Origin of the sequence: Enterobacter cloacae complex sp. CDL013 (assembly GCF_049238805.1) — a bacterium.
Taxonomy (GTDB): Bacteria; Pseudomonadota; Gammaproteobacteria; order Enterobacterales; family Enterobacteriaceae; genus Enterobacter; species Enterobacter hormaechei_C.
Genome location: NZ_JBMKGT010000001.1, coordinates 518,954 through 540,803, shown reverse-complemented (window position 1 = coordinate 540,803; position 21,850 = coordinate 518,954). Strand labels below are relative to the sequence as shown.

The following is a 21,850-nucleotide window of genomic DNA, read 5'->3' as shown; positions in this document are numbered from 1 at the left end:
AAAAACTGTCTTATCGACACTTCTCGACACTCGCTTTTCAGGCCACGTTCGCGGAGGATTTTCCGTCGATCAGCTGTTTCAGGTTGATCGGCTGATCGTGCTCAACGGCGGCGTAGAGGCCGTTATAAACCGGCGCTATTTTCTCCAGATAGTGCTCCAGCACCTGCTGGCGATCGCGGTTGCTGACGTGACCGTCCACCATGCCGTCGGCCATCAGTTGAGCTTTCGCAATACACTGTTTTTCACCCTCTTTTGTCTCAACGTAATACTCAATGGTGTGGCTGTTGAAGCTCTCCGCCAGGGTGACAAAAATCGTGAAGTGACCAAACAACACAAAGCGCATGTCCCCCTGCGCCGCGCAGCTCATGGCATGGTGCAGACGGGCTTTTGACAGGGTGATCCCCTGAATCAGAGAGTTGCAGTAGAGGTGCCACTGATCCTGAAGCTGCTGATGACGTTGCGCGATGTAATCCGCTTTTTCGCTAATTTCCCAAATAGTCATAAAAGGTATCCGGTTAATGGAGTTAGCGGCTGTTAAGCAGTTTTCGTGCCAGTTTTTAAACTTTTGATTTACATAGCTTTTAACAAGAGACGTACTGTCACCGCCGCGGTGTCGACGTGTCATTTCGACAGCGTTGACATCGTCACGCCGTAACGCAAATCAAGCTGGCACTGTTATTGCATTGAAGGGGCAATTCATTAAGGAGGCGTCATGCACGAAATCACCCTCTGCCAGCGGGCACTGGAACTTATCGAACAGCAGGCTGTGCAGAACCATGCGAAGCGCGTGACCGGCGTCTGGCTGAAGGTCGGGGCGTTTTCCTGCGTCGAGACCAGCGCCCTCACCTTCTGTTTTGAGCTGGTGTGCCGCGGCACGCTGGCGGAAGGTTGCGCACTGCATATCGAGGAGCAGCAGGCGGAGTGCTGGTGCGAACAGTGTCAGGAGTACGTCACGCTGTTGTCATCGAAGGTACAGCGCTGTCCGCAGTGCCAGAGCAGCGGGCTGCGCATCGTGGCGGATGACGGTATGCAGATCCAACGCCTCGAAATCGAGAAGGAGTAAAGTATGTGTAGTACCTGCGGTTGCGCTGAAGGCAACCTGTATATCGAAGGGGATGAACACCGCCCCCACTCCGCGTTTCGCTCCGCGCCCTTTTCCCCTGCCCCGCGTCCCGCGGCGGCACTGACCGGCATCACCTTCGCGCCGCAGCGTTCCGACGCGGGTGACCTGCATTACGGCCGCGGCGAAGCGGGCACCCACGCGCCGGGCATCAGCCAGCGCCAGATGCTGGAGGTGGAGATTAACGTGCTGGATAAAAACAACCAGCTCGCCGTCCGCAATCGCGCCCGCTTTGCCGCGCGCGAACAGCTGGTGCTGAACCTGGTCTCCAGCCCCGGCTCCGGTAAAACCACGCTGCTGACCGAAACCCTCAAACGGCTGAATAAACGTGTCTCCTGCGCCGTTATCGAAGGTGACCAGCAAACGGTAAACGACGCCGCGCGCATCCGCGAAACCGGTACGCCTGCGATTCAGGTCAACACCGGGAAAGGGTGCCATCTGGACGCGCAGATGATTGCCGACGCCGCCCCGCGCCTGCCGCTGGCGAACAACGGCATCCTGTTCATTGAAAACGTCGGCAACCTGGTCTGCCCGGCAAGCTTCGACCTCGGCGAGCGGCATAAAGTGGCGGTACTCTCCGTGACCGAAGGGGAAGACAAGCCGCTGAAATATCCGCATATGTTTGCCGCCGCCTCCCTCATGCTGCTGAACAAAGTCGACCTGCTGCCGTACCTGAATTTCGACGTGGATAAGTGCCTGGCTTACGCCCGCGAAGTGAACCCGGACATTGAGATCCTGCTGGTTTCCGCCACGCGCGGCGACGGGATGGACGCCTGGCTGAACTGGCTGGAGAACGAACGATGTGCATAGGCGTCCCCGGACAAATTCATTCCATCGACGGCAATCAGGCCAAAGTGGAGGTATGCGGCATCCTGCGCGATGTCGACCTGACGCTGGTAGGCAGCCACGATGAGACCGGCGCATCGCGTCTCGGCCAGTGGGTGCTGGTCCACGTAGGTTTTGCCATGAGCGTGATTAATGAGGAAGAAGCCCGCGACACGCTGGACGCGCTACAGAATATGTTTGACGTCGAGCCGGACGTGGGCGCCCTGCTGTATGGGGAGGAACGATAACACATGCGTTACGTTGATGAATATCGCGCGCCTGAGCAGGTGTTGCAGCTTATCGATCGCCTGAAGTCCCGCGCGTCGCTGCTGGACTACACGAAAGAAAAACCGCTGCGGATCATGGAGGTGTGCGGCGGACACACCCACGCCATCTTTAAATTTGGCCTCGACCAGCTGCTGCCGGAGAACATCGAATTTATCCACGGCCCCGGCTGCCCGGTGTGCGTGCTGCCGATGGGGCGCATCGACAGCTGTCTCGACATCGCCAGCCGCCCCGGTGTGATTTTTTGTACCTTTGGCGACGCCATGCGTGTACCGGGAAAAAATGGCTCGCTGCTCCAGGCGAAGGCGCGCGGCGCGGACGTGCGGATCGTCTACTCACCGATGGATGCCCTGACGCTGGCGATGGCTAATCCTGAGCGTAAGGTCGTCTTTTTCGGGCTGGGTTTTGAAACCACCATGCCCGCCACCGCCATTACCCTCCAGCAGGCGAAAGCCCGCAACGTCACAAACTTTTACTTTTTCTGCCAGCACATCACGCTTATTCCCACGCTGCGCAGCCTGCTGGAAGCGCCAGATAACGGTATCGACGCGTTTCTGGCGCCGGGCCACGTCAGCATGGTGATCGGCACAGAAGCCTACGGTTTTATCGCTGAACAGTACAATCGTCCGTTAGTGGTGGCTGGTTTCGAGCCACTTGATCTACTGCAAGGCGTGACCATGCTGGTTGAGCAGAAAATAGCGGCCCTGAGTGCGGTGGAAAATCAGTATCGCCGCGTGGTGCCCGATGCAGGTAACAGACGGGCACAGCAGGCCATAGCCGACGTGTTTAGCGTCGAAGGCGACAGCGAATGGCGCGGACTGGGGCTGATTGCCGAATCCGGCGTGCACCTGACGCCCGCGTATCGCGCCTTCGACGCCGAAGCGCATTTCCGACCGCAGCCGCAGCAGGTGTGCGACGATCCCCGCGCCCGCTGTGGCGACGTACTCACCGGAAAATGCAAACCTCATCACTGCCCGTTATTTGGCAACGCCTGTAACCCGCAAACCGCGTTTGGCGCGCTGATGGTCTCTTCAGAAGGGGCATGCGCCGCGTGGTATCACTATCGCAACCAGGAGTGTGAAGCATGAACACGGTGGAAATGGCGCACGGAAGCGGTGGACAGGCGATGCAGCAGCTGATTAACCGGCTGTTTATGGACGCCTTTAACAATCCCTGGCTCGCCGAGCAGGAAGATCAGGCGCGCATTGCGCTCTCAACCCTCACCGCACACGGTGACAGGCTGGCGTTCTCTACCGACAGCTACGTGATTGACCCGCTGTTCTTCCCGGGCGGCGATATCGGCAAGCTCGCCGTCTGCGGCACGGCAAACGACGTCGCCGTCAGCGGCGCGATCCCCCGCTACCTCTCCTGCGGGTTTATCCTCGAAGAAGGGTTACCGATGGAAACGCTCACGGCGGTGGTCAACAGCATGGCGCACACCGCCCGCGAGGCGGGGATCGCCATCGTCACCGGGGATACCAAGGTGGTGCAGCGCGGCGCGGCGGATAAGCTTTTTATCAACACCGCCGGGATGGGGGCGATCCCCGCCGATATTCACTGGGGCGCTCAACAGCTTTGCGCAGGCGACGTGCTGATTGTCAGCGGCACGCTGGGCTGCCACGGGGCAACCATCCTGAACCTGCGCGAAGGCCTGGGGCTGGACGGGGAACTGCGCAGTGACTGCGCGGTACTCACGCCGCTGATCCAGACGCTGCGCGACATGCCGGGCGTAAAAGCCTTGCGCGACGCCACGCGAGGCGGCGTGAATGCCGTGGTGCACGAATTTGCCGCAAGCAGCGGCTGCGGAATTGAGCTGACCGAGCGCGGCCTGCCTGTCAAAGGCGCCGTGCGCGGGCTATGCGAGCTATTAGGGCTAGACCCGCTTAACTTTGCCAACGAAGGCAAGCTGGTGATCGGCGTGGAACGCACGGCGGCGGAAGCCGTACTTGCACAGCTGCGCGCGCATCCATTAGGGAAAGACGCGGCCATCATCGGCGACGTGGTTGAGCGCAAAGGGGTGCGCCTGACCGGGCTTTACGGCGTGAAGCGTACGCTGGATCTGCCGCACGCTGAACCGTTACCCCGAATTTGCTAGACCGCGCCAAAAGCGGTCAGCGCTGAATTTCTCTTTTTGCCAGTTTCTATTGGAAAGCAACAATGCCGTATACACCGATGAGCGATCTTGGACAGCAGGGCCTGTTTGACATCACGCGCACACTTTTACAACAGCCCGACCTCGGCGCACTGAGCGATGCCCTGACGCGGCTGGTCAGGCAATCTGCGCTGGCGGACAGCGCCGCCATTGTGCTCTGGCATAGCGCAACCCACCGCGCGAGCTATTTCTCAACGCGTGATAACGGCAAAATCTTCGAATATGAAGATGAAACGTTTCTTGCCCACGGCCCGGTGCGGCGTATTCTCTCCCGCCCGGAAGCGCTGCACTGCAATTTTGACCAGTTTCGCCAGGCCTGGCCGAAGCTGGCAGAGAGCAACCTTTACCACCCTTTCGGCCACTACAGCATGCTGCCGCTGGCGGTGGAAGGGCAAATTTTTGGCGGCTGCGAGTTTATCCGCGATACCGACCAGCCCTGGAGCGAGGCGGAGTACGAACGCCTGCACACCTTTACCCAGATTGTGGCCGTTGTCGCGGAGCAGATCCAAAGCCGCGTCACCAATAACGTGGACTACGACCTGCTGAGCCGCGAGCGCGATAACTTCCGCATTCTGGTTGCCATCACCAACGCCGTGCTCTCCCGCCTGGACATGGATGAGCTGGTCAGCGAAGTATCAAAAGAGATCCATCACTATTTTAAAATCGATGCCATCAGCATTGCGCTACGCGGCAACCGGAAAGGCAAGCTGAACATCTACTCCACCCACTACCTTGATGAAGCTAACCCGGCGCACGAGCAGAGCGAAGTGGACGAAGCGGGAACGCTGTCCGAGCGGGTATTTAAAAGCAAAGAGATCCTGCTGCTCAATCTCAATGAACAGGATCCGGTAGCCCCCTACGAGCGGATGCTCTTCAACACCTGGGGCAACAAGATCCAGACCCTGTGCCTGCTGCCGCTGATGTCCGGCAACACCATGCTCGGCGTGCTCAAACTGGCGCAGTGCGATGAAGCCGTATTTACCACCGCCAACCTGAAGCTGCTGCGCCAGATCGCCGAGCGCATCTCCATCGCGCTGGATAACGCCCTCGCCTATCAGGAGATCCACCGCCTGAAGGAGCGGCTGGTGGACGAAAACCTGGCGCTGACCGAGCAGCTCAACAACGTGGACAGCGAGTTTGGCGAAATCATCGGGCGCAGCGATGCCATGTACAGCGTGCTCAAGCAGGTGGAGATGGTGGCGCAAAGCGACAGCACGGTGCTGATCCTCGGTGAAACCGGTACCGGGAAAGAGCTGATTGCCCGGGCGATCCACAACCTGAGCAACCGCAACAGCCGCCGGATGGTGAAGATGAACTGCGCGGCGATGCCTGCTGGCTTACTGGAAAGCGACCTGTTCGGCCACGAGCGCGGTGCCTTTACCGGCGCCAGCAGCCAGCGGCTGGGCCGTTTTGAGCTGGCGGATAAAAGCTCTTTGTTCCTCGACGAAGTGGGCGATATGCCGCTGGAGCTCCAGCCCAAGCTGCTGCGCGTTTTGCAGGAGCAGGAGTTCGAGCGCCTCGGCAGCAACAAGCTGATCCAGACCGACGTGCGTCTGATTGCCGCCACCAACCGCGATCTGAAAAAAATGGTCGCCGACCGCGAGTTTCGCAGCGATCTTTACTATCGCCTGAACGTCTTCCCGATCTGCCTGCCGCCGCTGCGCGAGCGCCCGGAAGATATTCCGCTGCTGGTGAAAGCCTTTACCGCGAAGATTGCCCGCCGGATGGGGCGAAATATCGACAGTATTCCTGCCGAAACGCTACGCACACTCTCGGCGATGGAGTGGCCGGGGAACGTGCGCGAGCTGGAAAACGTCATTGAACGCGCGGTCCTGTTGACGCGCGGGAACGTGCTCCAGCTCTCCCTGCCAGAGGTTACTCCTTCTGAAACGACCGTGACCGCAACCGAGCTTGCGAAAGAGGGAGAAGATGAATATCAGCTCATTATGCGAGTGCTGAAGGAGACCAACGGCGTGGTAGCCGGACCGAAAGGTGCGGCGCAACGGCTGGGGCTGAAGCGTACCACCCTGCTCTCGCGCATGAAGCGTCTGGGAATCGATAAAGAGAGCCTGAATTAACCCGTCATTCCGGCGCCGTATATGGCGCCGCCTTTCATCACTCTGCGTAATTGTCCCACATTGACACAATATATTTTCCTCTGTATAAAATTCCGCCTTAATAATGCGTTTCATTTGCATCAAAATAATTTTAATGAAGGTAGCGTTTAATGAAAAAGGTTCTCTGCGCGTTAGGCCTGGCGGTTGCATCAATGAGTACAGCTCTGGCTACCACGTACCCGCTCACGATAGAAAACTGCGGGTATAAAGAAACCTTCACCAAAGCGCCGGAACGCGTTGTGGCCCTGGGGCAGAATACCGTCGAGATCCTGCTTCTGCTGGGTCTGGAAGATAAGGTGAAAGCCAGCGCGTTCTGGCCGACCAAAGTATTGCCGCAGCTGGCTGAGCAGAATGCAAAAATCAAAACCCTGACCGTCGAAATTCCGACGCTTGAATCCATTCTTGCGCAAAACCCTGATTTTGTTCCTGCACAGCTGCCGCTGCTGCTCGGGCCGGAAAGTAAGGTCGCAAAACGCGAAGACCTGGCCACCGTTGGGGTAAACAGCTATTTATCTCCGGGCATGTGCGCCACCAAAAAAGCCGCAGGGGACATGTACGGCAGCCGCCAGACGCTGTGGGACATGACCTACCTTTATCAAGAGATTGAGGATTTCGCCAAGATTTTCAACGTGGAAGCGCGCGGTCAGGCCGTTATCGCCGACTTTAAAAAGCGTGAAGCCGACCTGCGCCAGGAGTTTGGCAAAAACAACAAAGACCTCTCCTTTGTTTTCTGGTTCTCAAGCTCCTCACCTTCGGCTGATGCCTATGTCGGCGGCAAAAACAGCGCCTCTGGCTTTATTGCTAACGTGCTGGGCGGCCATAACGCCATTACCTCTGAGACCGAATGGCCGACCGTGGGCTGGGAAAGTATTATTGCCGCTAATCCGGACGTGATTGTGGTCTCCAGCCTGGATCGTAACCGCTGGGCGCTGGACAACGCCGAAGAAAAAATCAAATTCCTGAAAAGCGATCCAGCCGTCAGCCAGATGGAGGCGGTGAAGAAGGGTCATATTGTGGTGATGGACGGCCAGGCCATGAACCCGACGATTCGCACGCTTTACGGTGCTGAGCAGGTCGGCGAACAGCTCAGAAAACTGGGACTGAACTGATGACCACTGCCGTACTTCAGATGCGGCAGGGGGTGCTCCTGACCACGTCATGCCTGCTCGCCTTCGTGCTGTTGTTTCTGGTGATCGCCCTTGGCGTCAGCATCGGTGAGTTGTCTATCCCGCTCAATAACGTGTTCTACGCCATCAGCAATAAGCTGGGGCTGACTGACGTTCCGCTCAACCGCATCTACGAGAGCGTCATCTGGGACTTTCGCCTCAGCCGCGCGCTGGTGGCGGCCTGTTGCGGAGCCGGGTTGGCCATCTGCGGGGCCGTATTGCAGAGCCTTTTGAAGAATGCGCTGGCGGAACCTTACGTGCTCGGCGTGTCGGCGGGAGCGTCAACCGGGGCGGTGTCAGTCGTCGTATTGGGTCTCGGCACCGGCGCAGTATCGCTTTCTGCGGGCGCGTTTGCCGGAGCCTTCGCCGCCTTTGCCTTCGTCGCCTTCCTGACCAACGGCGCGCGCGGCGGCAATGAACGCACGATCCTGGCGGGCGTAGCGGCCTCTCAGCTGTTTAACGCCATTACCGCCTATACCATCAGCACCTCTGCCAGCGCGCAACAGGCGCGCGACGTGATGTTCTGGCTGCTGGGCAGCTTTAGCGGCGTACGCTGGCCGGAATTCCAGCTGGCGCTGGTAGTGGTACTGGCGGGGCTGGCCGTCTGTCTTTATTATTCCCGTGCGCTGGACGCCTTTACGTTCGGTGATGATGCCGCCGCCTCGTTGGGCATTGCCGTGTCCTGGGTGCGCCTGGCCTTGTTTACCACCACCGCCCTGATCACCGCGACCATCGTCAGCATGGCGGGCTCTATTGGTTTTGTCGGGCTGGTCGTGCCGCACGTTATGCGTTTCCTGTTCGGGCCGCTGCACCGCACGCTGCTGATAGCCAGCGCGCTGGCGGGGGCGATCCTGATGGTGCTGGCCGACATCGCCTCGCGGATGCTGATTGCTCCGCAAAGCCTGCCGGTTGGCGTCGTTACCGCACTGGTGGGCGTACCGTTCTTCGCCGTGATTATCTACCGCTCAAGGAATAAGTAATGAGCATCTGCGCCGAGAAAATCACCTGGAAGGTAGGTAAAAAGATCATTGTGAATCATGTTTCGCTGAAGGTTTCCCGGGGCGAAACGGCGGGCCTGCTTGGCCCTAACGGCTGCGGTAAATCCTCGCTGTTGCGCATACTGGCAGGTCTGCGCCGCCCGGATGCCGGGTGCGTGACGCTGGACGGACAGGACATTGCCCGCATTGCCAAAAAGCAGCTGGCGCGGCGCGTGGCGTTTGTTGAACAGCACGGAATGACCGACGCCAATATGCGCGTGCGTGACGTCGTCAAACTGGGGCGAATTCCGCACCATTCTCCCTTCTCAAACTGGAGCGCGCAGGATGACGAAACCGTCACTGCCGCCCTGCAACGCGTGGATATGCTGGATCGCAGCGAACAGGGCTGGCTGAGCTTATCCGGCGGCGAGCGTCAGCGGGTACATATCGCCCGCGCGCTGGCGCAAACGCCCACCGAGATCCTGCTGGATGAACCGACCAACCATCTGGACATTCATCATCAGATGCAGCTCATGCAGCTTATCAGTGAGCTGCCGGTAACCAGCATCGTCGCCATTCACGATCTTAACCACGCATCCATGTTCTGCGATTCGCTGATTGTGATGCAGCAAGGGCAGATTGTGGCGACCGGAACGCCGCAGGAAATCTTATCCGAGGAACTACTCTGGGACGTCTTCAGGGTGAAAACCAGAATCGAGATCTCGCCGTACCACGGCAAAAAACACATCCATTTTATCGTGTAGGGGTGAGTTAAAACGATGCCTCTTCGCACTGCCACCACGCTCTGGCCGCCCGTTCTGCTGGGCAGCCAGTTCGTGTTTAACATTGGCTTTTACGCGGTCGTTCCCTTCCTCGCGATCTTCTTGCGTGACGATATGCTGCTCTCCGGCGGGCTGATTGGGCTGGTGCTTGGGCTGCGCACCTTTTCCCAGCAGGGGATGTTTATTGTTGGCGGCGCGCTTTCAGACCGGTTTGGCGCGAAGAGCGTGATCCTCAGCGGCTGCATCGTCCGCGTGGTGGGTTATTTACTGCTGGCCTTTGGGCAATCCCTGTGGCCCGTCATTCTGGGGGCCTGTCTGACGGGCGTTGGCGGCGCGCTGTTCTCACCGTCGATAGAGGCCCTGCTGGCAAAAGCGGGAACGCAAAGTGAGGCAAAGGGTAAACGGAGCCGCGCGGAGTGGTTTGCGCTGTTTGCGGTGTGCGGTGAACTTGGCGCCGTTCTTGGCCCGGTGATGGGGGCCCTGCTGACGGGGCTGGGCTTTCGTCAGGTTGCGCTCGCAGGCGCAGGGATATTTATCGTTGCGCTGGTGGTGCTATTTTTCTGCCTGCCTGCGGCACATCACAGCACGAAGCCGCTGAAAATTCTGCCCTGGTGGACGACGTTCCGTCAGCCGCGTTTCGTCGCCTTTATCATTGCCTACAGTTCATGGCTGTTAAGCTATAACCAGCTCTATCTGGCGCTGCCGGTGGAGATCCAGCGCGCCGGGGGGAACGAAAAAGACCTGGGACCGCTGTTTATGCTGGCATCGGTGCTGATCATTGTTCTGCAATTGCCCCTCGCCCGCTTCGCCCGAAAGGTTGGCGCGGTAAGGATTTTACCGGTGGGCTTTTTGCTGCTCTCCGCCGCGTTTGCCAGCGTGGCGCTTTTTGCCGCGACGGAGCCGCCGGAGGGCTGGCTGCGCCTGCTGCCCTCTGCAAGCCTTGTCACGCTGCTGACGCTCGGACAAATGCTGCTGGTGCCGTCGGCTAAAGATTTGATCCCGCGCTTTGCCGAGGAGTCAACGCTTGGAGCGCACTATGGCGCACTCTCAACCGCCGGCGGCATCGCGGTGCTGGTGGGGAATTTAGGTTTAGGCAGCCTGCTGGACAAGGCGCTGGTGCCCTCGACGGAGGCCATTTACCCGTGGCTGCTGCTGGCGGTGTTTCCACTGTGCAGCGCGGTCGCGCTGAGCGTGATTTGCCGCCCGCTGCGGCGCTGAAGCGCCTATTTTTTAGGTCGATACTTTTCAGGCAGTTCCGGAACCGGACGGCGATCGTCAATAAGGTGGCGAAGAGTCAGAATCGGATGACGCCATAACATACGTGGCCCTGCCCAGCGCATCACCTGCTTCATCTCTTCCCGTCGGGCGGGCTGATAACAGTGCACCGGGCACTGTTTGCAGGCAGGTTTTTCCTCACCAAACACGCATTTATCCAGCCGCTTATCAGCATAAGCCTTGAGCGCCGAATAGTGCCCCTCTTCTTTTATGGCGTGCGGACACCTGTTTTCGTACAGGGCGATCATTCTGGCGATCGTCTTTTTTTCTCGTGAAATACGTTTACCGGACATAACGCCGTCCTCAACAATAAAGTGCATTTATAATACCCTTTTATCTGCACATTTTCAGTCATTGCATTCCGTTTTCTGAAGCGTCCTTCCAGAATTTCCCCGCCCCCCGCCGCGTTTTACTGGTATTTTATACAGGCGTAAATAATCACCTTTGACCGCATTCACCGGAGCGCTTATGCAACAGATCGCGATCGCCAAACCCTATCGTCACTTGAAAGTGGGTTACTTCAGAAAACGTCATGAAGACCGTAAAACGAAAATTCCAAAACGGTACAGCGTACACGCAGCTCTAAGCCTGAAAGGCGACTGGCTTGAACAAGCGGGATTTACCACCAACTCGCAGGTGCGGGTGGGCGTCGAGCACGGAAAAATCATCATTGAATTAATGGCGGAAGATGCCTCGTAAAGTCGTGACTTTTTTCTGCGCCGCACCTTTTTTTCATGCGACAATAGAAGGAACAATCGGCCATTGAGCCGCTCAAAGCGTAATATTTTCAAAGAAATGGATATCATAACTCCATGAGCACAATCGACAATTTCGACGCGCATACGCCAATGATGCAGCAGTACCTGAAGCTGAAGGCACAGCACCCGGAAATTTTGCTGTTTTACCGTATGGGCGATTTTTACGAGCTTTTTTATGATGATGCGAAACGTGCGTCTCAGCTGCTCGACATTTCCCTGACGAAACGTGGCGCGTCGGCAGGCGAGCCCATCCCGATGGCGGGTATCCCGCATCACGCGGTTGAAAACTATCTGGCGAAGCTGGTGAACCAGGGCGAGTCTGTCGCTATCTGCGAACAAATTGGTGACCCGGCCACATCGAAAGGCCCCGTTGAGCGCAAGGTCGTACGCATCGTCACGCCGGGAACCATCAGCGATGAGGCCCTGCTTCAGGAGCGCCAGGATAACCTGCTGGCGGCGATCTGGCAGGATGGTAAAGGGTTTGGCTACGCCACGCTGGATATCAGCTCCGGTCGTTTTCGCCTGAGTGAACCGGCTGACCGTGAAACCATGGCGGCTGAACTACAGCGCACTAATCCGGCAGAACTGCTTTATGCAGAGGATTTCGCCGAGATGGCGCTGATTGAAGGTCGCCGCGGCCTGCGTCGTCGTCCACTGTGGGAGTTCGAAATTGATACCGCGCGCCAGCAGTTAAACCTGCAATTTGGCACGCGCGATTTGATTGGCTTTGGCGTGGAAAACGCCCCGCGCGGGCTGTGTGCCGCAGGCTGCCTGTTGCAGTACGTTAAGGATACGCAACGTACCGCCCTGCCCCATATTCGTTCCATCACCATGGAGCGTCAGCAGGACAGCATCATCATGGATGCCGCCACGCGCCGCAACCTGGAGATCACGCAGAACCTCGCTGGCGGCATGGAAAATACGCTGGCGTCGGTTCTTGACAGCACGGTTACCCCCATGGGCAGCCGTATGCTCAAACGCTGGCTGCATATGCCGATCCGCAATACCGAAACGCTGACTGGCCGCCAGCAAACCATTGCCGCATTGCAGGATCGTTACACCGAATTGCAGCCGGTGCTGCGTCAGGTGGGTGATCTTGAGCGTATCCTGGCGCGCCTGGCCTTGCGCACCGCGCGTCCACGCGATCTCGCCCGTATGCGGCACGCGTTCCAGCAGTTGCCGGAACTGCGCGCTCAGCTGGGAGAGATCGACAGCGCGCCAGTGCAAAAGCTGCGCGAAACCATGGGCGAATTTACCGAGCTTCGCGAACTGCTGGAACGCGCCATCATTGATGCGCCGCCTGTTCTGGTGCGGGATGGCGGGGTTATTGCTCCGGGTTACAACGAAGAGCTGGACGAATGGCGTGCGCTGGCCGATGGCGCGACGGATTATCTGGATAAGCTGGAAATCCGCGAGCGTGAACGTCTGGGGCTCGACACCCTGAAAGTCGGCTACAACGCGGTACACGGTTACTATATCCAGATCAGCCGTGGGCAGAGCCACCTGGCCCCGATTCACTACGTTCGCCGCCAGACGCTGAAAAATGCCGAGCGCTACATTATACCCGAGCTGAAAGAGTACGAAGACAAAGTGCTCACGTCGAAAGGTAAAGCGCTGGCGCTGGAGAAACAGCTGTATGACGAGCTGTTCGACATCCTGATGCCGCACCTGGCTGACCTGCAACTGAGCGCCGCTGCGCTGGCCGAGCTGGATGTCCTGGTAAACCTGGCTGAGCGAGCCGACACGCTGAATTACACCTGTCCGACCTTTACTGACAAACCCGGCATTCGCATTACCGAAGGCCGCCACCCGGTGGTTGAGCAGGTGCTGAACGAGCCGTTTATTGCCAACCCGTTGAACCTGTCACCGCAGCGAAGAATGCTGATCATTACCGGCCCCAACATGGGCGGTAAAAGCACCTATATGCGCCAGACAGCCCTTATCGCGCTGCTCGCCTACATCGGCAGCTACGTTCCGGCGCAGAAGGTTGAGATTGGCCCTATCGACCGTATCTTCACCCGTGTGGGTGCGGCGGACGATCTGGCGAGCGGTCGCTCTACCTTTATGGTCGAGATGACCGAAACCGCCAACATTCTGCATAACGCGACAGAGAACAGTCTGGTGTTGATGGACGAAGTAGGACGCGGTACCTCCACCTATGACGGCCTGTCTCTGGCCTGGGCGTGCGCGGAAAGTCTGGCAAATAAAATCAAAGCGCTGACGTTGTTCGCAACGCACTATTTCGAACTGACACAGCTGCCAGAGAAAATGGAAGGCGTGGCTAACGTCCACCTTGATGCGCTTGAGCACGGCGACACCATCGCCTTTATGCACACGGTGCAGGACGGCGCGGCAAGCAAGAGTTATGGCCTGGCCGTCGCGGCGCTGGCGGGCGTGCCAAAAGAGGTGATCAAGCGCGCGCGTCAGAAATTGCGTGAACTGGAAAGTTTGTCACCGAATGCGGCGGCGACGCAGATAGATGGTACGCAGATGTCACTGCTGGCGGTCCCGGAAGAGACCTCTCCGGCCGTGGAAGCGCTGGAAAATCTCGACCCGGATTCGCTGACGCCGCGTCAGGCGCTGGAGTGGATTTATCGGTTGAAGAGTCTGGTTTAGTTCTCTGCGGTCTTTTGCCCGGTGGCGGCTTCGCCTTACCCGGCCTACAAAACCCGTAGGCCCGGTATGCGTAGCGCCACCGGGCTTTTTTTACAGCAGCGGCGGGATCGTCGGCACCTGCGGTGCTTCATCAATATCCTTCTGGGTCATGCGGAACGCTTCCGGGTAATGCTCGCGGCTGGTACGGCGCAGCGGTTCGGTATCGCGCCAGGTATACAGACAGTGCTGACACTGATATACCGTCCAGACACCTTTCACCGGTGATGTTGCCATCACTTCAATATGTTCATCGGCACAACGTGGACAAATCATTTTTTCCTCCTTATTGACGTGCCGCCAGCATCGCGGTCAGTTTTTCGGCCCAGGCTTTGGTTTCAGGGAGATCCTGTACCGGCTGGCTGTAGTGACCACGGTTGTCCGGGGCAACCGGGGTGGTGGCATCAATGATCAGCTTGTCAGTGATCCCCGCCGGGCTGGAGCCGGGGTCAAGCTCGAGCACAGACATATTCGGTAGCTGCACCAGATCGCCTGCCGGATTGACCTTTGATGACAGCGCCCACATCACCTGCGGCAGGTTAAACGGATCGACGTCTTCATCCACCATAATCACCATTTTCACGTAACCCAGACCGTGTGGCGTGGTCATGGCGCGGAGGCCGACCGCACGGGCAAAACCGCCGTAACGCTTTTTAGTGGAGATAATCGCCAGCAGACCGTGGGTGTACATGGCGTTTACCGCCTGCACTTCCGGGAATTCCGACTTTAGCTGCTGATAGAGCGGTACGCAGGTGGCGGGCCCCATCAGATAATCAATCTCGGTCCACGGCATGCCGAGGTAAAGGGATTCGAAAATGGGTTTGGTGCGGTAAGAGACTTTATCAATGCGTACGACCGTCATGTTGCGCCCGCCGGAGTAGTGTCCGGTAAACTCACCGAATGGCCCTTCAATTTCACGTTTCCGGCCTTCAATCACCCCTTCGAGGATCACTTCCGACCCCCACGGCACATCGAAACCGGTCAGCGGAGCCGTCGCAATCGGATACGGGCTTTCGCGTAGCGCACCGGCCATCTCATACTCGGATTGATCGTATTTCAGCGGCGTGGCGCCCATCAGGGTGATGATCGGATCGTTACCCAGCGTAATGGCAATAGGCAGGTCTTCGCCGCGCTCTTCTGCCTTATGCAGATGCAGCGCGATATCATGCATCGGCACCGGTTGCAGGCCGAGCTTACGCTTGCCCTTCACTTCCATACGGTAGATCCCGACGTTCTGTTTGCCGAAGTGATCGGGGTCGAGCGGATCGCGGGAGACAACGCACGCTTTATCGAGATAAAAGCCTCCGTCACCGTCGTTCAGGCGGAACAGCGGCAGAATGTCGAACAGGTTGATGTCTTCCCCGTCCACCGTGTTCTGCGCCCAGGCCGGATTTGCACGACGCTCTGGCGAGACGGGGAATTTGTCCCAGCGACGAATAAACTCGTCGATCTGTTTTTTCACCGGGGTATTCGCTGGCAGCCCCATCGAAATAGCGTGGTTTTGCCACGAGCCGATAGTGTTCATCACCACACGGGCATCGGTGAAGCCGCGAATATTATCGAACCACAGCGCAGGCGCACCATCGCCAATGCGTCCGGTAGCGTTGGCGGCCGCCGCTAAATCCGGCTCAGCGTTTACCTCTTCCTCAATTTTCAGCAGTTGCCCTTGCTCATCGAGCGCCTGCAAGAAGCTTCTCAAATCATCAAATGCCATCTTTATTCTCCTGTGAAAAATGTTTCGCTGCCTGCAAACCTTCCCAGCGTCGGGCTTTTTTATGCTCCAGACCAAACTGGTCGAGAACACGGGTCACGATATGCTGGGTAATGTCATCGGCGGTTTGCGGGTGGTTGTAGTACGCAGGCATAGGCGGCACCATCGCCACGCCCATACGGGAAAGAGCAAGCATGTTCTCAAGATGGATGGTGCTGAGCGGCGTCTCACGGGGAACCAGCACCAGCTTGCGCCCCTCTTTCAACACTACGTCTGCCGCACGCCCTACCAGCCCTTCGGCGTAGCCCGCGCGGATACCCGCCAGCGTTTTCATGCTGCACGGGATGACGATCATGCCGTCGGTGCGAAACGAGCCGGAGGAGATGGTGGCAGCCTGATCGGCCGGGCTATGGACGACATCCGCCAGTGCAGCAACGTCATGCGCAGTGAATGGCGTTTCCAGCTCAATCGTGGTTTTTGCCCACTTCGACATCACCAGGTGCGTTTCCACCTCCGGCATTTCCCGCAGCGCCTGTAACAACGCCACGCCTAATGGCGCACCCGTCGCGCCCGTCATTCCCACAATCAATCTCATTCAGCACCTCAATTAATTTGTTCGTATACGAACATATTAATTAAACTACGCCTTGATCCTGCTGCTGACAAGATCGTTCGCATACGATCACACTAATCGCTAAAAAACTCTCGCGTTAAAATTCAGCCCAAGAGCGGCTATCATAGAGGGAGTATTTTTCCGTCGGAGTGTCCATGGAGTTAAGACAAGAAGCTTTCCACCTGCTACGTCAGCTTTTTCAACAGCATACCGCCCAGTGGCAGCACGCATTGCCCGAACTGACCAAGCCACAATATGCGGTGATGCGGTCAATTGCTGAAAATCCTGGTATTGAGCAGGTTGCCCTGACTGAAGTCGCGGTGAGCACCAAAGCGACGCTGGCAGAAATGCTGAGCCGCATGGAAGCACGCGGCCTGGTCAGGCGCGAGCACGATCCGGCAGACAAACGCCGTCGGTTTGTCTTTCTGACTGCCGAAGGTGAGGCCCTGCTTGAGAGCAGTAAACCGATTGGAAATGAGGTGGATGAGGCATTTCTGGGGCGCCTTAACGGCGCGGAACGAGAGCAATTTTCAGCGCTCATTAAAAAAATGATGCAGGGTTAAGTCACCCTGACGCGCATAAAATTAATAAATGTTCGCACTTTCGCGGGCACATGCCGGGCATCGGGATAAACGGCATAGATGCCCTGCTGAGCAAACGTGTACGCCGGTAACAGCGAGACCAGTTCCCCCGCATCCAGTGCGTTACGCACCAGCCACTCCGGCAGCAGCGCCACTCCACATCCCGCGAGGGCAAAAGCCATCAGCGCCTGGGCGCTGTCTGCATACAGGCGCGGCGCTTTCTTGATCTCAAAGGAAACCGGATGTCCATCAACACCTCTTACCTGCCAGCGCAGCGGCGACGTTAAACGCTCGTGAATGATCCAGTCCGCTTCCGCCAGTTGTTCCAGCGAGTCAACCGGATGGTTTGCCAGCCAGCCTGGCGTTGCCACGGGCAGGATGGTGAAGGAGGTCATCAACGCGGCGTGGTAGCGCGAATCTGCAAGCGTGCCGAGCCGGATAGCGACATCGAAGCGCTCGGCGATAAGATCGGCATGCAAAGAGGACGAGACATGCCGCACGCGAAGGTCCGGGTGCAACTGGCTAAATTCAGCCAGCAAAGGCACCACCACCTGCGAGCCATATTCGGGCGTGGTGGTGATCCGCAGTTCTCCCGTCAGCCCGGCGTGGTTGGCGCGAACGTCATCCTGCAATCGCTCTGCATCCCGTAACAGCATCACGCTTCGTTGATGAAAGAGCTTCCCCGCCTCGGTCAGCGTCAGGCGTCGGGTGGTTCGCAGCAACAGGGTGACGCCCAGCTCCTCTTCAAGCTGACGAATATGAAAGCTGACCACCGCTTTTGTCAGCCCCATCGCCTCCGCCGCGGCGGTGAAACTGCCGGTTTCCGCTACGGCGATAAACATTGCCGTACGCTGTAAATTAAGCATCGCTTGCCTGGTTAACTGTCAAAATAATGTTGACAGTATATCGTGCTTTGTCGCGTTTATCCGTAACGTGCGGGCCGATACGATACGCCACCTCACCGGAGGAACTTCCATGACGTATCGCAGCAAAATCGCCGTCGTCTTTCTGCTCGGCTTTTTCCTTGATTTGATAAACATGTTTATTGCCAGCGTCGCCTTTCCGGCGATGGCTCGCGCTTTCAATACCACACCTTCCGCGCTTGCCTGGGTAAGTAACGGATACATTGCCGGGCTGACGCTAGTCATCCCTTTCAGCAGTATCCTGACGCGCCGCGTCGGGCCGAAGCGCGTTATCCTGCTCTCACTGCTTCTCTTTAGCGCGGCCTCCGTTGCGGCGGGTCTCTCATCTTCGCTGGAAAGTCTGATTGCCTGGCGAGTCGTACAGGGCGCCGGAGGGGGTTTACTGATCCCGGTTGGTCAGGCGCTGACCTGGCAACAGTTTAAGCCTCATGAGCGGGCCAGACTCTCCTCGGCGGTGATGCTGGTCGCACTGCTTGCCCCCGCGTGCTCACCGGCTGTGGGCGGTATGCTGGTTCAGACATTCAGCTGGCGCTGGATATTTTTTGCCACCCTGCCCGTCGTCATTGTCACCTTTGCTTTGGCCTGCGCGTGGCTTAAAACAGAACCGTCGCCGATAACCCCCACCAGGACAGTAAACCTGTCTTTGCTGACGGATCCGCTGTTGCGCTTATCCATGCTTATCTATGTGTGCGTACCCGGCATTTTTATCGGCGTGAACGTAACGGGCATGTATTACCTCCAGAGCGAGGCCAATATGACACCCGCCGCAACGGGCATGCTTATGCTGCCGTGGTCTGTGGCTTCGTTTTTGGCTATCACCGCGACAGGACGCTATTTCAACCGTATCGGCCCCCGGCCGCTGGTGGTCATCGGTTGCCTTTTGCAGGCGACGGGCATTCTACTTTTAGTTAACGTCGGCCCGGCAATGCTGCTACCTGCCGTTGCGTTTGCGCTGATGGGCGCGGGGGGAAGCCTTTGCAGCAGTACGGCTCAGAGCAGCGCGTTTTTGACGATGCGACCGGAAAATATGCCCGATGCCAGCGCGCTATGGAATCTCAATCGTCAGTTGAGCTTTTTTGCGGGTGCCCTGCTGCTGGCGCAGGCGCTGAGCTTCATGCAGGCTTATCTCTCGCCGCTGGCCGCCTGGCACGGGATGTTTGTTTTTGCCGCAGTCATCACTCTACTGCCCGTACTGTATGTCTACCGTCTTAACAACACGCAGTTACTTGCGCAACTGCAACAGGAGCAACCATGACCCATTTCGAACAAGAGATCCTCGACATTCACGTCGCCCTTGAAAACTGGTTAGGTGCAGGCGAAGGCAATCGGGACGCCCTGCTCGCCCGTTTCCGTCCGGATTTTCTGATGGTTCCACCGAGTGGCAACCCGTTAGATCATCACGCGCTTGCCCAATTTTTATATGCGCAGCGGGGAACCCGACCCGGGCTCAGGATCGGTATTGACGCGTTAACAACGCTTCAGACATGGGACAACGGCGCGGTGCTCCATTACCGGGAGACGCAAACCCGGCCAGGCCAGCCCGTCAACGTGCGCTGGTCAACCGCGGTGCTTAATCAGGAAGGGGATAACATCACCTGGCGTTTGCTGCACGAAACGGCGCAGCCGTAAGGCAAAAAAAAAGGCCCGTCTCACGACGGGCCTTTTCTGACGAATGGTTGCTTACTCGCGGAACAGCGCTTCGATATTCAGACCTTGCCCTTGCAGGATTTCACGCAGGCGGCGTAGGCCTTCAACCTGAATCTGACGAACACGTTCACGGGTCAGGCCAATCTCACGGCCGACATCTTCCAGTGTCGCAGCTTCATACCCCAGTAAACCGAAACGACGTGCCAGCACCTCACGCTGTTTGGCGTTCAGTTCGAACAGCCATTTGACGATGCTCTGTTTCATGTCATCGTCCTGCGTGGTGTCTTCCGGGCCGTTGTCTTTTTCATCGGCCAGGATGTCCAGCAGCGCTTTTTCGGAGTCGCCACCCAGCGGGGTGTCAACCGAGGTAATGCGCTCGTTGAGACGCAGCATACGGCTTACGTCATCAACCGGTTTGTCGAGTTGCTCTGCGATCTCTTCCGCACTTGGCTCGTGGTCCAGTTTATGGGACAACTCGCGCGCGGTACGCAGATAAACATTCAACTCTTTGACGATGTGGATCGGCAGTCGAATCGTACGGGTCTGGTTCATAATAGCCCGTTCGATGGTCTGACGAATCCACCAGGTCGCGTAGGTTGAGAAACGGAACCCGCGTTCCGGGTCAAACTTCTCAACTGCGCGGATGAGACCTAAGTTGCCCTCTTCAATCAGATCCAGCAGAGCCAGACCACGATTGCCGTAACGGCGGGCAATTTTCACGACCAGTCGCAGGTTACTTTCGATCATGCGACGACGCGAGGCAACATCACCACGCAAAGCACGACGTGCGAAATAGACTTCTTCTTCGGCCGTTAGCAGTGGGGAGTAACCAATCTCCCCAAGGTAAAGCTGAGTCGCGTCCAGCACACGCTGTGTGGCACCCTGCGATAACAGCTCTTCTTCAGCCAAATCGTTATCACTGGGTTCCTCTTCTACTAAGGCTTTTTCGTCAAAAGCCTCTGCTCCGTTCTCATCAAATTCCGCGTCTTCATTTAAATCATGAACTTTCAGCGTATTCTGACTCATAAGGTGGCTCCTACCCGTGATCCCTGGACGAGACACCCTGGCTGGCATGCCCCGTCAATTTATCGCTGCGGTAAATATTGCAGCGGGTTTACGGATTTCCCCTTGTAACGAATTTCAAAATGCAAGCGTGTAGAACTGGTTCCGGTGCTACCCATGGTAGCGATTTTTTGCCCCGCCTTAACTTCTTGTTGTTCCCGGACCAGCATTGTGTCGTTATGGGCGTAGGCACTCAGGTAATCATCATTATGTTTGATGATAATAAGATTACCGTAACCGCGCAGTGCGTTACCGGCATAGACAACGCGTCCGTCTGCGGTCGCGATGATTGCCTGTCCTTTACTGCCTGCGATATCGATCCCTTTGTTGCCCCCCTCAGAGGTAGCGAAGTTCTCGATGATCTTGCCGTCAGTTGGCCAACGCCAGGTGGTAATTGACGAGCTGGCATTCTGACTGCTTGCAGTCGGTACAGTAGAGCTAACCACAGGTGCCGTAGTCGGTGCTGTGACAACAGTCGCAGTACCTTTATTATTCGGCAACATTTTGTTAGCACTCTGATCACCTGAATCCTCAGAATACGTAATTACAGGTTGTGAAGCAACCACCGTGGTGGTTTTTTGTGCAGGGGTGACGCTGTTATTTTGCGCAGTTACGTCGGCTGCTGAAACGGTGTTGCCTGGCGTAAGCGGTGTCCCCGTCGCGTTGCCAACCTGAAGCGTTTGCCCGACTTCCAGAGCATACGGGGCCTGGACGTTGTTTCGCTGTGCCAGATCGCGGAAATCGTTCCCGGTGATCCAGGCAATATAGAACAGCGTATCGCCGCGCTTCACGGTATAGGTGCTGCCGCCGGTATAGCTACCTTTCGGAATGTTCCCATACTTACGGTTATACACTATGCGGCCATTTTCAGTCTGAACAGGCTGTTCCACTGGCTGTATCTGCGTAGGCTGCGTAACTGGACGCTGAACCGGCTGGATCTGCGGCGTTTGCTGCGCCGTTGAGGTGCCCATTTTAGGCGGAGGGGTGATCAACATTCCGCTGGACGTGTTACCCGAGCCGCTGGTTCCATTAACGGAACTGACGGGCGCAGGCGCGTTATTTGAACTTGTACAGCCTGCCAGCCAGAGCGAAACCAGTGATAATGCCGCAACACGGCTGATGGTGAATTTTGGGCTTCCCGCGCTCATTTATCCCCCAGGAATGTGTTAACTACCAGTGACTTAAAAATAACCGTGATGGCACG

At 57.4% G+C, this 21,850-nt stretch carries 24 protein-coding genes; 16 read left to right on the top strand and 8 right to left on the bottom strand.

Annotated features, from left to right (window positions below):
• Positions 1 to 37: 37 nt before the first annotated feature.
• Positions 38 to 502 (bottom strand): formate hydrogenlyase regulator HycA, encoded by a 465-nt coding sequence (gene hycA, locus ACOTXD_RS02595; RefSeq protein WP_022651744.1) that lies wholly within the window; start codon positions 500 to 502, stop codon positions 38 to 40.
• A 210-nt stretch (positions 503 to 712) separates the two neighbouring features.
• On the opposite strand from hycA, the gene hypA reads away from it, so the two are divergent.
• From hypA to ACOTXD_RS02545, 10 genes are all read left to right on the top strand, one after another.
• On the top strand, positions 713 to 1,063 hold the full coding sequence (hypA, locus tag ACOTXD_RS02590) for a hydrogenase maturation nickel metallochaperone HypA (protein WP_022651745.1): 351 nt from the start codon (positions 713 to 715) through the stop codon (positions 1,061 to 1,063).
• Between the two features lie 3 nt (positions 1,064 to 1,066).
• The gene (hypB, locus tag ACOTXD_RS02585; RefSeq protein ID WP_023323665.1) at positions 1,067 to 1,930 is read left to right on the top strand and encodes a hydrogenase nickel incorporation protein HypB; all 864 of its coding nucleotides are present in this window, start codon (positions 1,067 to 1,069) and stop codon (positions 1,928 to 1,930) included.
• Positions 1,921 to 2,193, top strand: coding sequence for a HypC/HybG/HupF family hydrogenase formation chaperone (locus ACOTXD_RS02580; RefSeq protein ID WP_003862132.1), 273 nt, complete (start codon positions 1,921 to 1,923; stop codon positions 2,191 to 2,193). The genes hypB and ACOTXD_RS02580 overlap by 10 nt, the downstream gene beginning before the upstream one ends.
• A 3-nt stretch (positions 2,194 to 2,196) precedes the next feature.
• A complete protein-coding gene (hypD, locus tag ACOTXD_RS02575; RefSeq protein WP_045331298.1) occupies positions 2,197 to 3,318 on the top strand; it encodes a hydrogenase formation protein HypD in 1,122 nt (373 codons plus the stop codon).
• Positions 3,315 to 4,325 carry a hydrogenase expression/formation protein HypE gene (hypE, locus tag ACOTXD_RS02570; protein ID WP_003862131.1) on the top strand — a complete coding sequence of 337 codons (1,011 nt, stop codon included), beginning with the start codon at positions 3,315 to 3,317 and terminating at the stop codon, positions 4,323 to 4,325. Before hypD ends, hypE begins: the two co-directional genes overlap by 4 nt.
• Before the next feature lie 62 nt (positions 4,326 to 4,387).
• On the top strand, positions 4,388 to 6,460 hold the full coding sequence (gene flhA / locus ACOTXD_RS02565) for a formate hydrogenlyase transcriptional activator FlhA (RefSeq protein ID WP_017382808.1): 2,073 nt from the start codon (positions 4,388 to 4,390) through the stop codon (positions 6,458 to 6,460).
• Between the two features lie 149 nt (positions 6,461 to 6,609).
• Positions 6,610 to 7,608 carry an ABC transporter substrate-binding protein gene (locus tag ACOTXD_RS02560; RefSeq protein ID WP_022651749.1) on the top strand — a complete coding sequence of 333 codons (999 nt, stop codon included), beginning with the start codon at positions 6,610 to 6,612 and terminating at the stop codon, positions 7,606 to 7,608.
• Positions 7,608 to 8,645, top strand: coding sequence for a FecCD family ABC transporter permease (locus ACOTXD_RS02555; RefSeq protein ID WP_061856252.1), 1,038 nt, complete (start codon positions 7,608 to 7,610; stop codon positions 8,643 to 8,645). Before ACOTXD_RS02560 ends, ACOTXD_RS02555 begins: the two co-directional genes overlap by 1 nt.
• The gene (locus ACOTXD_RS02550) at positions 8,645 to 9,406 is read left to right on the top strand and encodes an ABC transporter ATP-binding protein (protein WP_061856253.1); all 762 of its coding nucleotides are present in this window, start codon (positions 8,645 to 8,647) and stop codon (positions 9,404 to 9,406) included. The genes ACOTXD_RS02555 and ACOTXD_RS02550 overlap by 1 nt, the downstream gene beginning before the upstream one ends.
• Before the next feature lie 15 nt (positions 9,407 to 9,421).
• On the top strand, positions 9,422 to 10,642 hold the full coding sequence (locus tag ACOTXD_RS02545; RefSeq protein WP_061856254.1) for an MDR family MFS transporter: 1,221 nt from the start codon (positions 9,422 to 9,424) through the stop codon (positions 10,640 to 10,642).
• Between the two features lie 5 nt (positions 10,643 to 10,647).
• On the opposite strand, the gene ACOTXD_RS02540 is transcribed toward ACOTXD_RS02545, so the two are convergent.
• A complete protein-coding gene (locus ACOTXD_RS02540; RefSeq protein ID WP_073970451.1) occupies positions 10,648 to 10,992 on the bottom strand; it encodes a nitrous oxide-stimulated promoter family protein in 345 nt (114 codons plus the stop codon).
• 175 nt (positions 10,993 to 11,167) lie between these two features.
• Between ACOTXD_RS02540 and ACOTXD_RS02535 the strand changes: the two genes are divergently transcribed.
• On the top strand, positions 11,168 to 11,398 hold the full coding sequence (locus ACOTXD_RS02535; protein ID WP_045335710.1) for a SymE family type I addiction module toxin: 231 nt from the start codon (positions 11,168 to 11,170) through the stop codon (positions 11,396 to 11,398).
• Between the two features lie 113 nt (positions 11,399 to 11,511).
• Entirely contained in the window at positions 11,512 to 14,073 is a 2,562-nt protein-coding gene (mutS, locus tag ACOTXD_RS02530) for a DNA mismatch repair protein MutS (protein WP_045331305.1), read from the top strand.
• A gap of 90 nt (positions 14,074 to 14,163) precedes the next feature.
• Here mutS and ACOTXD_RS02525 read toward each other — a convergent pair whose 3' ends face one another.
• From ACOTXD_RS02525 to ACOTXD_RS02515, 3 genes are read right to left on the bottom strand one after another with little or no spacing between them, the layout of a single operon-like run.
• Positions 14,164 to 14,385, bottom strand: coding sequence for a non-oxidative hydroxyarylic acid decarboxylases subunit D (locus ACOTXD_RS02525; protein ID WP_003862116.1), 222 nt, complete (start codon positions 14,383 to 14,385; stop codon positions 14,164 to 14,166).
• 10 nt (positions 14,386 to 14,395) lie between these two features.
• Positions 14,396 to 15,823: a non-oxidative hydroxyarylic acid decarboxylases subunit C gene (locus ACOTXD_RS02520; protein ID WP_023314736.1), complete on the bottom strand. Its 1,428-nt coding sequence runs from the start codon at positions 15,821 to 15,823 to the stop codon at positions 14,396 to 14,398.
• The gene (locus ACOTXD_RS02515) at positions 15,813 to 16,415 is read right to left on the bottom strand and encodes a non-oxidative hydroxyarylic acid decarboxylases subunit B (protein ID WP_003862111.1); all 603 of its coding nucleotides are present in this window, start codon (positions 16,413 to 16,415) and stop codon (positions 15,813 to 15,815) included. Before ACOTXD_RS02515 ends, ACOTXD_RS02520 begins: the two co-directional genes overlap by 11 nt.
• Positions 16,416 to 16,588: 173 nt before the next feature.
• Here ACOTXD_RS02515 and ACOTXD_RS02510 point away from each other — a divergent pair, with 173 nt between their 5' ends.
• Entirely contained in the window at positions 16,589 to 16,996 is a 408-nt protein-coding gene (locus tag ACOTXD_RS02510) for a MarR family winged helix-turn-helix transcriptional regulator (protein ID WP_022651767.1), read from the top strand.
• Here the strand turns inward: ACOTXD_RS02510 and ACOTXD_RS02505 are convergent.
• Positions 16,993 to 17,880 (bottom strand): LysR substrate-binding domain-containing protein, encoded by an 888-nt coding sequence (locus tag ACOTXD_RS02505; protein WP_333069843.1) that lies wholly within the window; start codon positions 17,878 to 17,880, stop codon positions 16,993 to 16,995. The two genes, ACOTXD_RS02510 and ACOTXD_RS02505, sit on opposite strands and share 4 nt — an antisense overlap.
• A gap of 109 nt (positions 17,881 to 17,989) precedes the next feature.
• Between ACOTXD_RS02505 and ACOTXD_RS02500 the strand changes: the two genes are divergently transcribed.
• Together ACOTXD_RS02500 and ACOTXD_RS02495 are read left to right on the top strand one after the other, a co-directional pair.
• The gene (locus tag ACOTXD_RS02500) at positions 17,990 to 19,192 is read left to right on the top strand and encodes an MFS transporter (protein WP_059520841.1); all 1,203 of its coding nucleotides are present in this window, start codon (positions 17,990 to 17,992) and stop codon (positions 19,190 to 19,192) included.
• On the top strand, positions 19,189 to 19,566 hold the full coding sequence (locus ACOTXD_RS02495) for a DUF4440 domain-containing protein (protein WP_022651771.1): 378 nt from the start codon (positions 19,189 to 19,191) through the stop codon (positions 19,564 to 19,566). Before ACOTXD_RS02500 ends, ACOTXD_RS02495 begins: the two co-directional genes overlap by 4 nt.
• Positions 19,567 to 19,617: 51 nt before the next feature.
• Here ACOTXD_RS02495 and rpoS read toward each other — a convergent pair whose 3' ends face one another.
• Positions 19,618 to 20,610 (bottom strand): RNA polymerase sigma factor RpoS, encoded by a 993-nt coding sequence (gene rpoS / locus ACOTXD_RS02490; RefSeq protein ID WP_013098493.1) that lies wholly within the window; start codon positions 20,608 to 20,610, stop codon positions 19,618 to 19,620.
• A 59-nt stretch (positions 20,611 to 20,669) separates the two neighbouring features.
• A complete protein-coding gene (gene nlpD / locus ACOTXD_RS02485; RefSeq protein WP_306173475.1) occupies positions 20,670 to 21,743 on the bottom strand; it encodes a murein hydrolase activator NlpD in 1,074 nt (357 codons plus the stop codon).
• Here nlpD and ACOTXD_RS02480 point away from each other — a divergent pair.
• Complete coding sequence (locus ACOTXD_RS02480) at positions 21,685 to 21,816, top strand: peptidase (RefSeq protein ID WP_306173474.1); 132 nt, start codon at positions 21,685 to 21,687, stop codon at positions 21,814 to 21,816. The genes nlpD and ACOTXD_RS02480 overlap by 59 nt on opposite strands.
• Positions 21,817 to 21,850: the final 34 nt, after the last annotated feature.

Excerpts from the sequence above, each read along its gene's own strand:
- hycA (WP_022651744.1), bottom strand. The coding sequence starts at position 502 with ATGACTATTTGGGAAATTAGCGAAAAAGCGGATTACATCGCGCAACGT.
- hypA (WP_022651745.1), top strand. The coding sequence starts at position 713 with ATGCACGAAATCACCCTCTGCCAGCGGGCACTGGAACTTATCGAACAG.
- hypB (WP_023323665.1), top strand. The coding sequence starts at position 1,067 with ATGTGTAGTACCTGCGGTTGCGCTGAAGGCAACCTGTATATCGAAGGG.
- ACOTXD_RS02580 (WP_003862132.1), top strand. The coding sequence starts at position 1,921 with ATGTGCATAGGCGTCCCCGGACAAATTCATTCCATCGACGGCAATCAG.
- hypD (WP_045331298.1), top strand. The coding sequence starts at position 2,197 with ATGCGTTACGTTGATGAATATCGCGCGCCTGAGCAGGTGTTGCAGCTT.
- hypE (WP_003862131.1), top strand. The coding sequence starts at position 3,315 with ATGAACACGGTGGAAATGGCGCACGGAAGCGGTGGACAGGCGATGCAG.
- flhA (WP_017382808.1), top strand. The coding sequence starts at position 4,388 with ATGCCGTATACACCGATGAGCGATCTTGGACAGCAGGGCCTGTTTGAC.
- ACOTXD_RS02560 (WP_022651749.1), top strand. The coding sequence starts at position 6,610 with ATGAAAAAGGTTCTCTGCGCGTTAGGCCTGGCGGTTGCATCAATGAGT.
- ACOTXD_RS02555 (WP_061856252.1), top strand. The coding sequence starts at position 7,608 with ATGACCACTGCCGTACTTCAGATGCGGCAGGGGGTGCTCCTGACCACG.
- ACOTXD_RS02550 (WP_061856253.1), top strand. The coding sequence starts at position 8,645 with ATGAGCATCTGCGCCGAGAAAATCACCTGGAAGGTAGGTAAAAAGATC.
- ACOTXD_RS02545 (WP_061856254.1), top strand. The coding sequence starts at position 9,422 with ATGCCTCTTCGCACTGCCACCACGCTCTGGCCGCCCGTTCTGCTGGGC.
- ACOTXD_RS02540 (WP_073970451.1), bottom strand. The coding sequence starts at position 10,992 with ATGTCCGGTAAACGTATTTCACGAGAAAAAAAGACGATCGCCAGAATG.
- ACOTXD_RS02535 (WP_045335710.1), top strand. The coding sequence starts at position 11,168 with ATGCAACAGATCGCGATCGCCAAACCCTATCGTCACTTGAAAGTGGGT.
- mutS (WP_045331305.1), top strand. The coding sequence starts at position 11,512 with ATGAGCACAATCGACAATTTCGACGCGCATACGCCAATGATGCAGCAG.
- ACOTXD_RS02525 (WP_003862116.1), bottom strand. The coding sequence starts at position 14,385 with ATGATTTGTCCACGTTGTGCCGATGAACATATTGAAGTGATGGCAACA.
- ACOTXD_RS02520 (WP_023314736.1), bottom strand. The coding sequence starts at position 15,823 with ATGGCATTTGATGATTTGAGAAGCTTCTTGCAGGCGCTCGATGAGCAA.
- ACOTXD_RS02515 (WP_003862111.1), bottom strand. The coding sequence starts at position 16,415 with ATGAGATTGATTGTGGGAATGACGGGCGCGACGGGTGCGCCATTAGGC.
- ACOTXD_RS02510 (WP_022651767.1), top strand. The coding sequence starts at position 16,589 with ATGGAGTTAAGACAAGAAGCTTTCCACCTGCTACGTCAGCTTTTTCAA.
- ACOTXD_RS02505 (WP_333069843.1), bottom strand. The coding sequence starts at position 17,880 with ATGCTTAATTTACAGCGTACGGCAATGTTTATCGCCGTAGCGGAAACC.
- ACOTXD_RS02500 (WP_059520841.1), top strand. The coding sequence starts at position 17,990 with ATGACGTATCGCAGCAAAATCGCCGTCGTCTTTCTGCTCGGCTTTTTC.
- ACOTXD_RS02495 (WP_022651771.1), top strand. The coding sequence starts at position 19,189 with ATGACCCATTTCGAACAAGAGATCCTCGACATTCACGTCGCCCTTGAA.
- rpoS (WP_013098493.1), bottom strand. The coding sequence starts at position 20,610 with ATGAGTCAGAATACGCTGAAAGTTCATGATTTAAATGAAGACGCGGAA.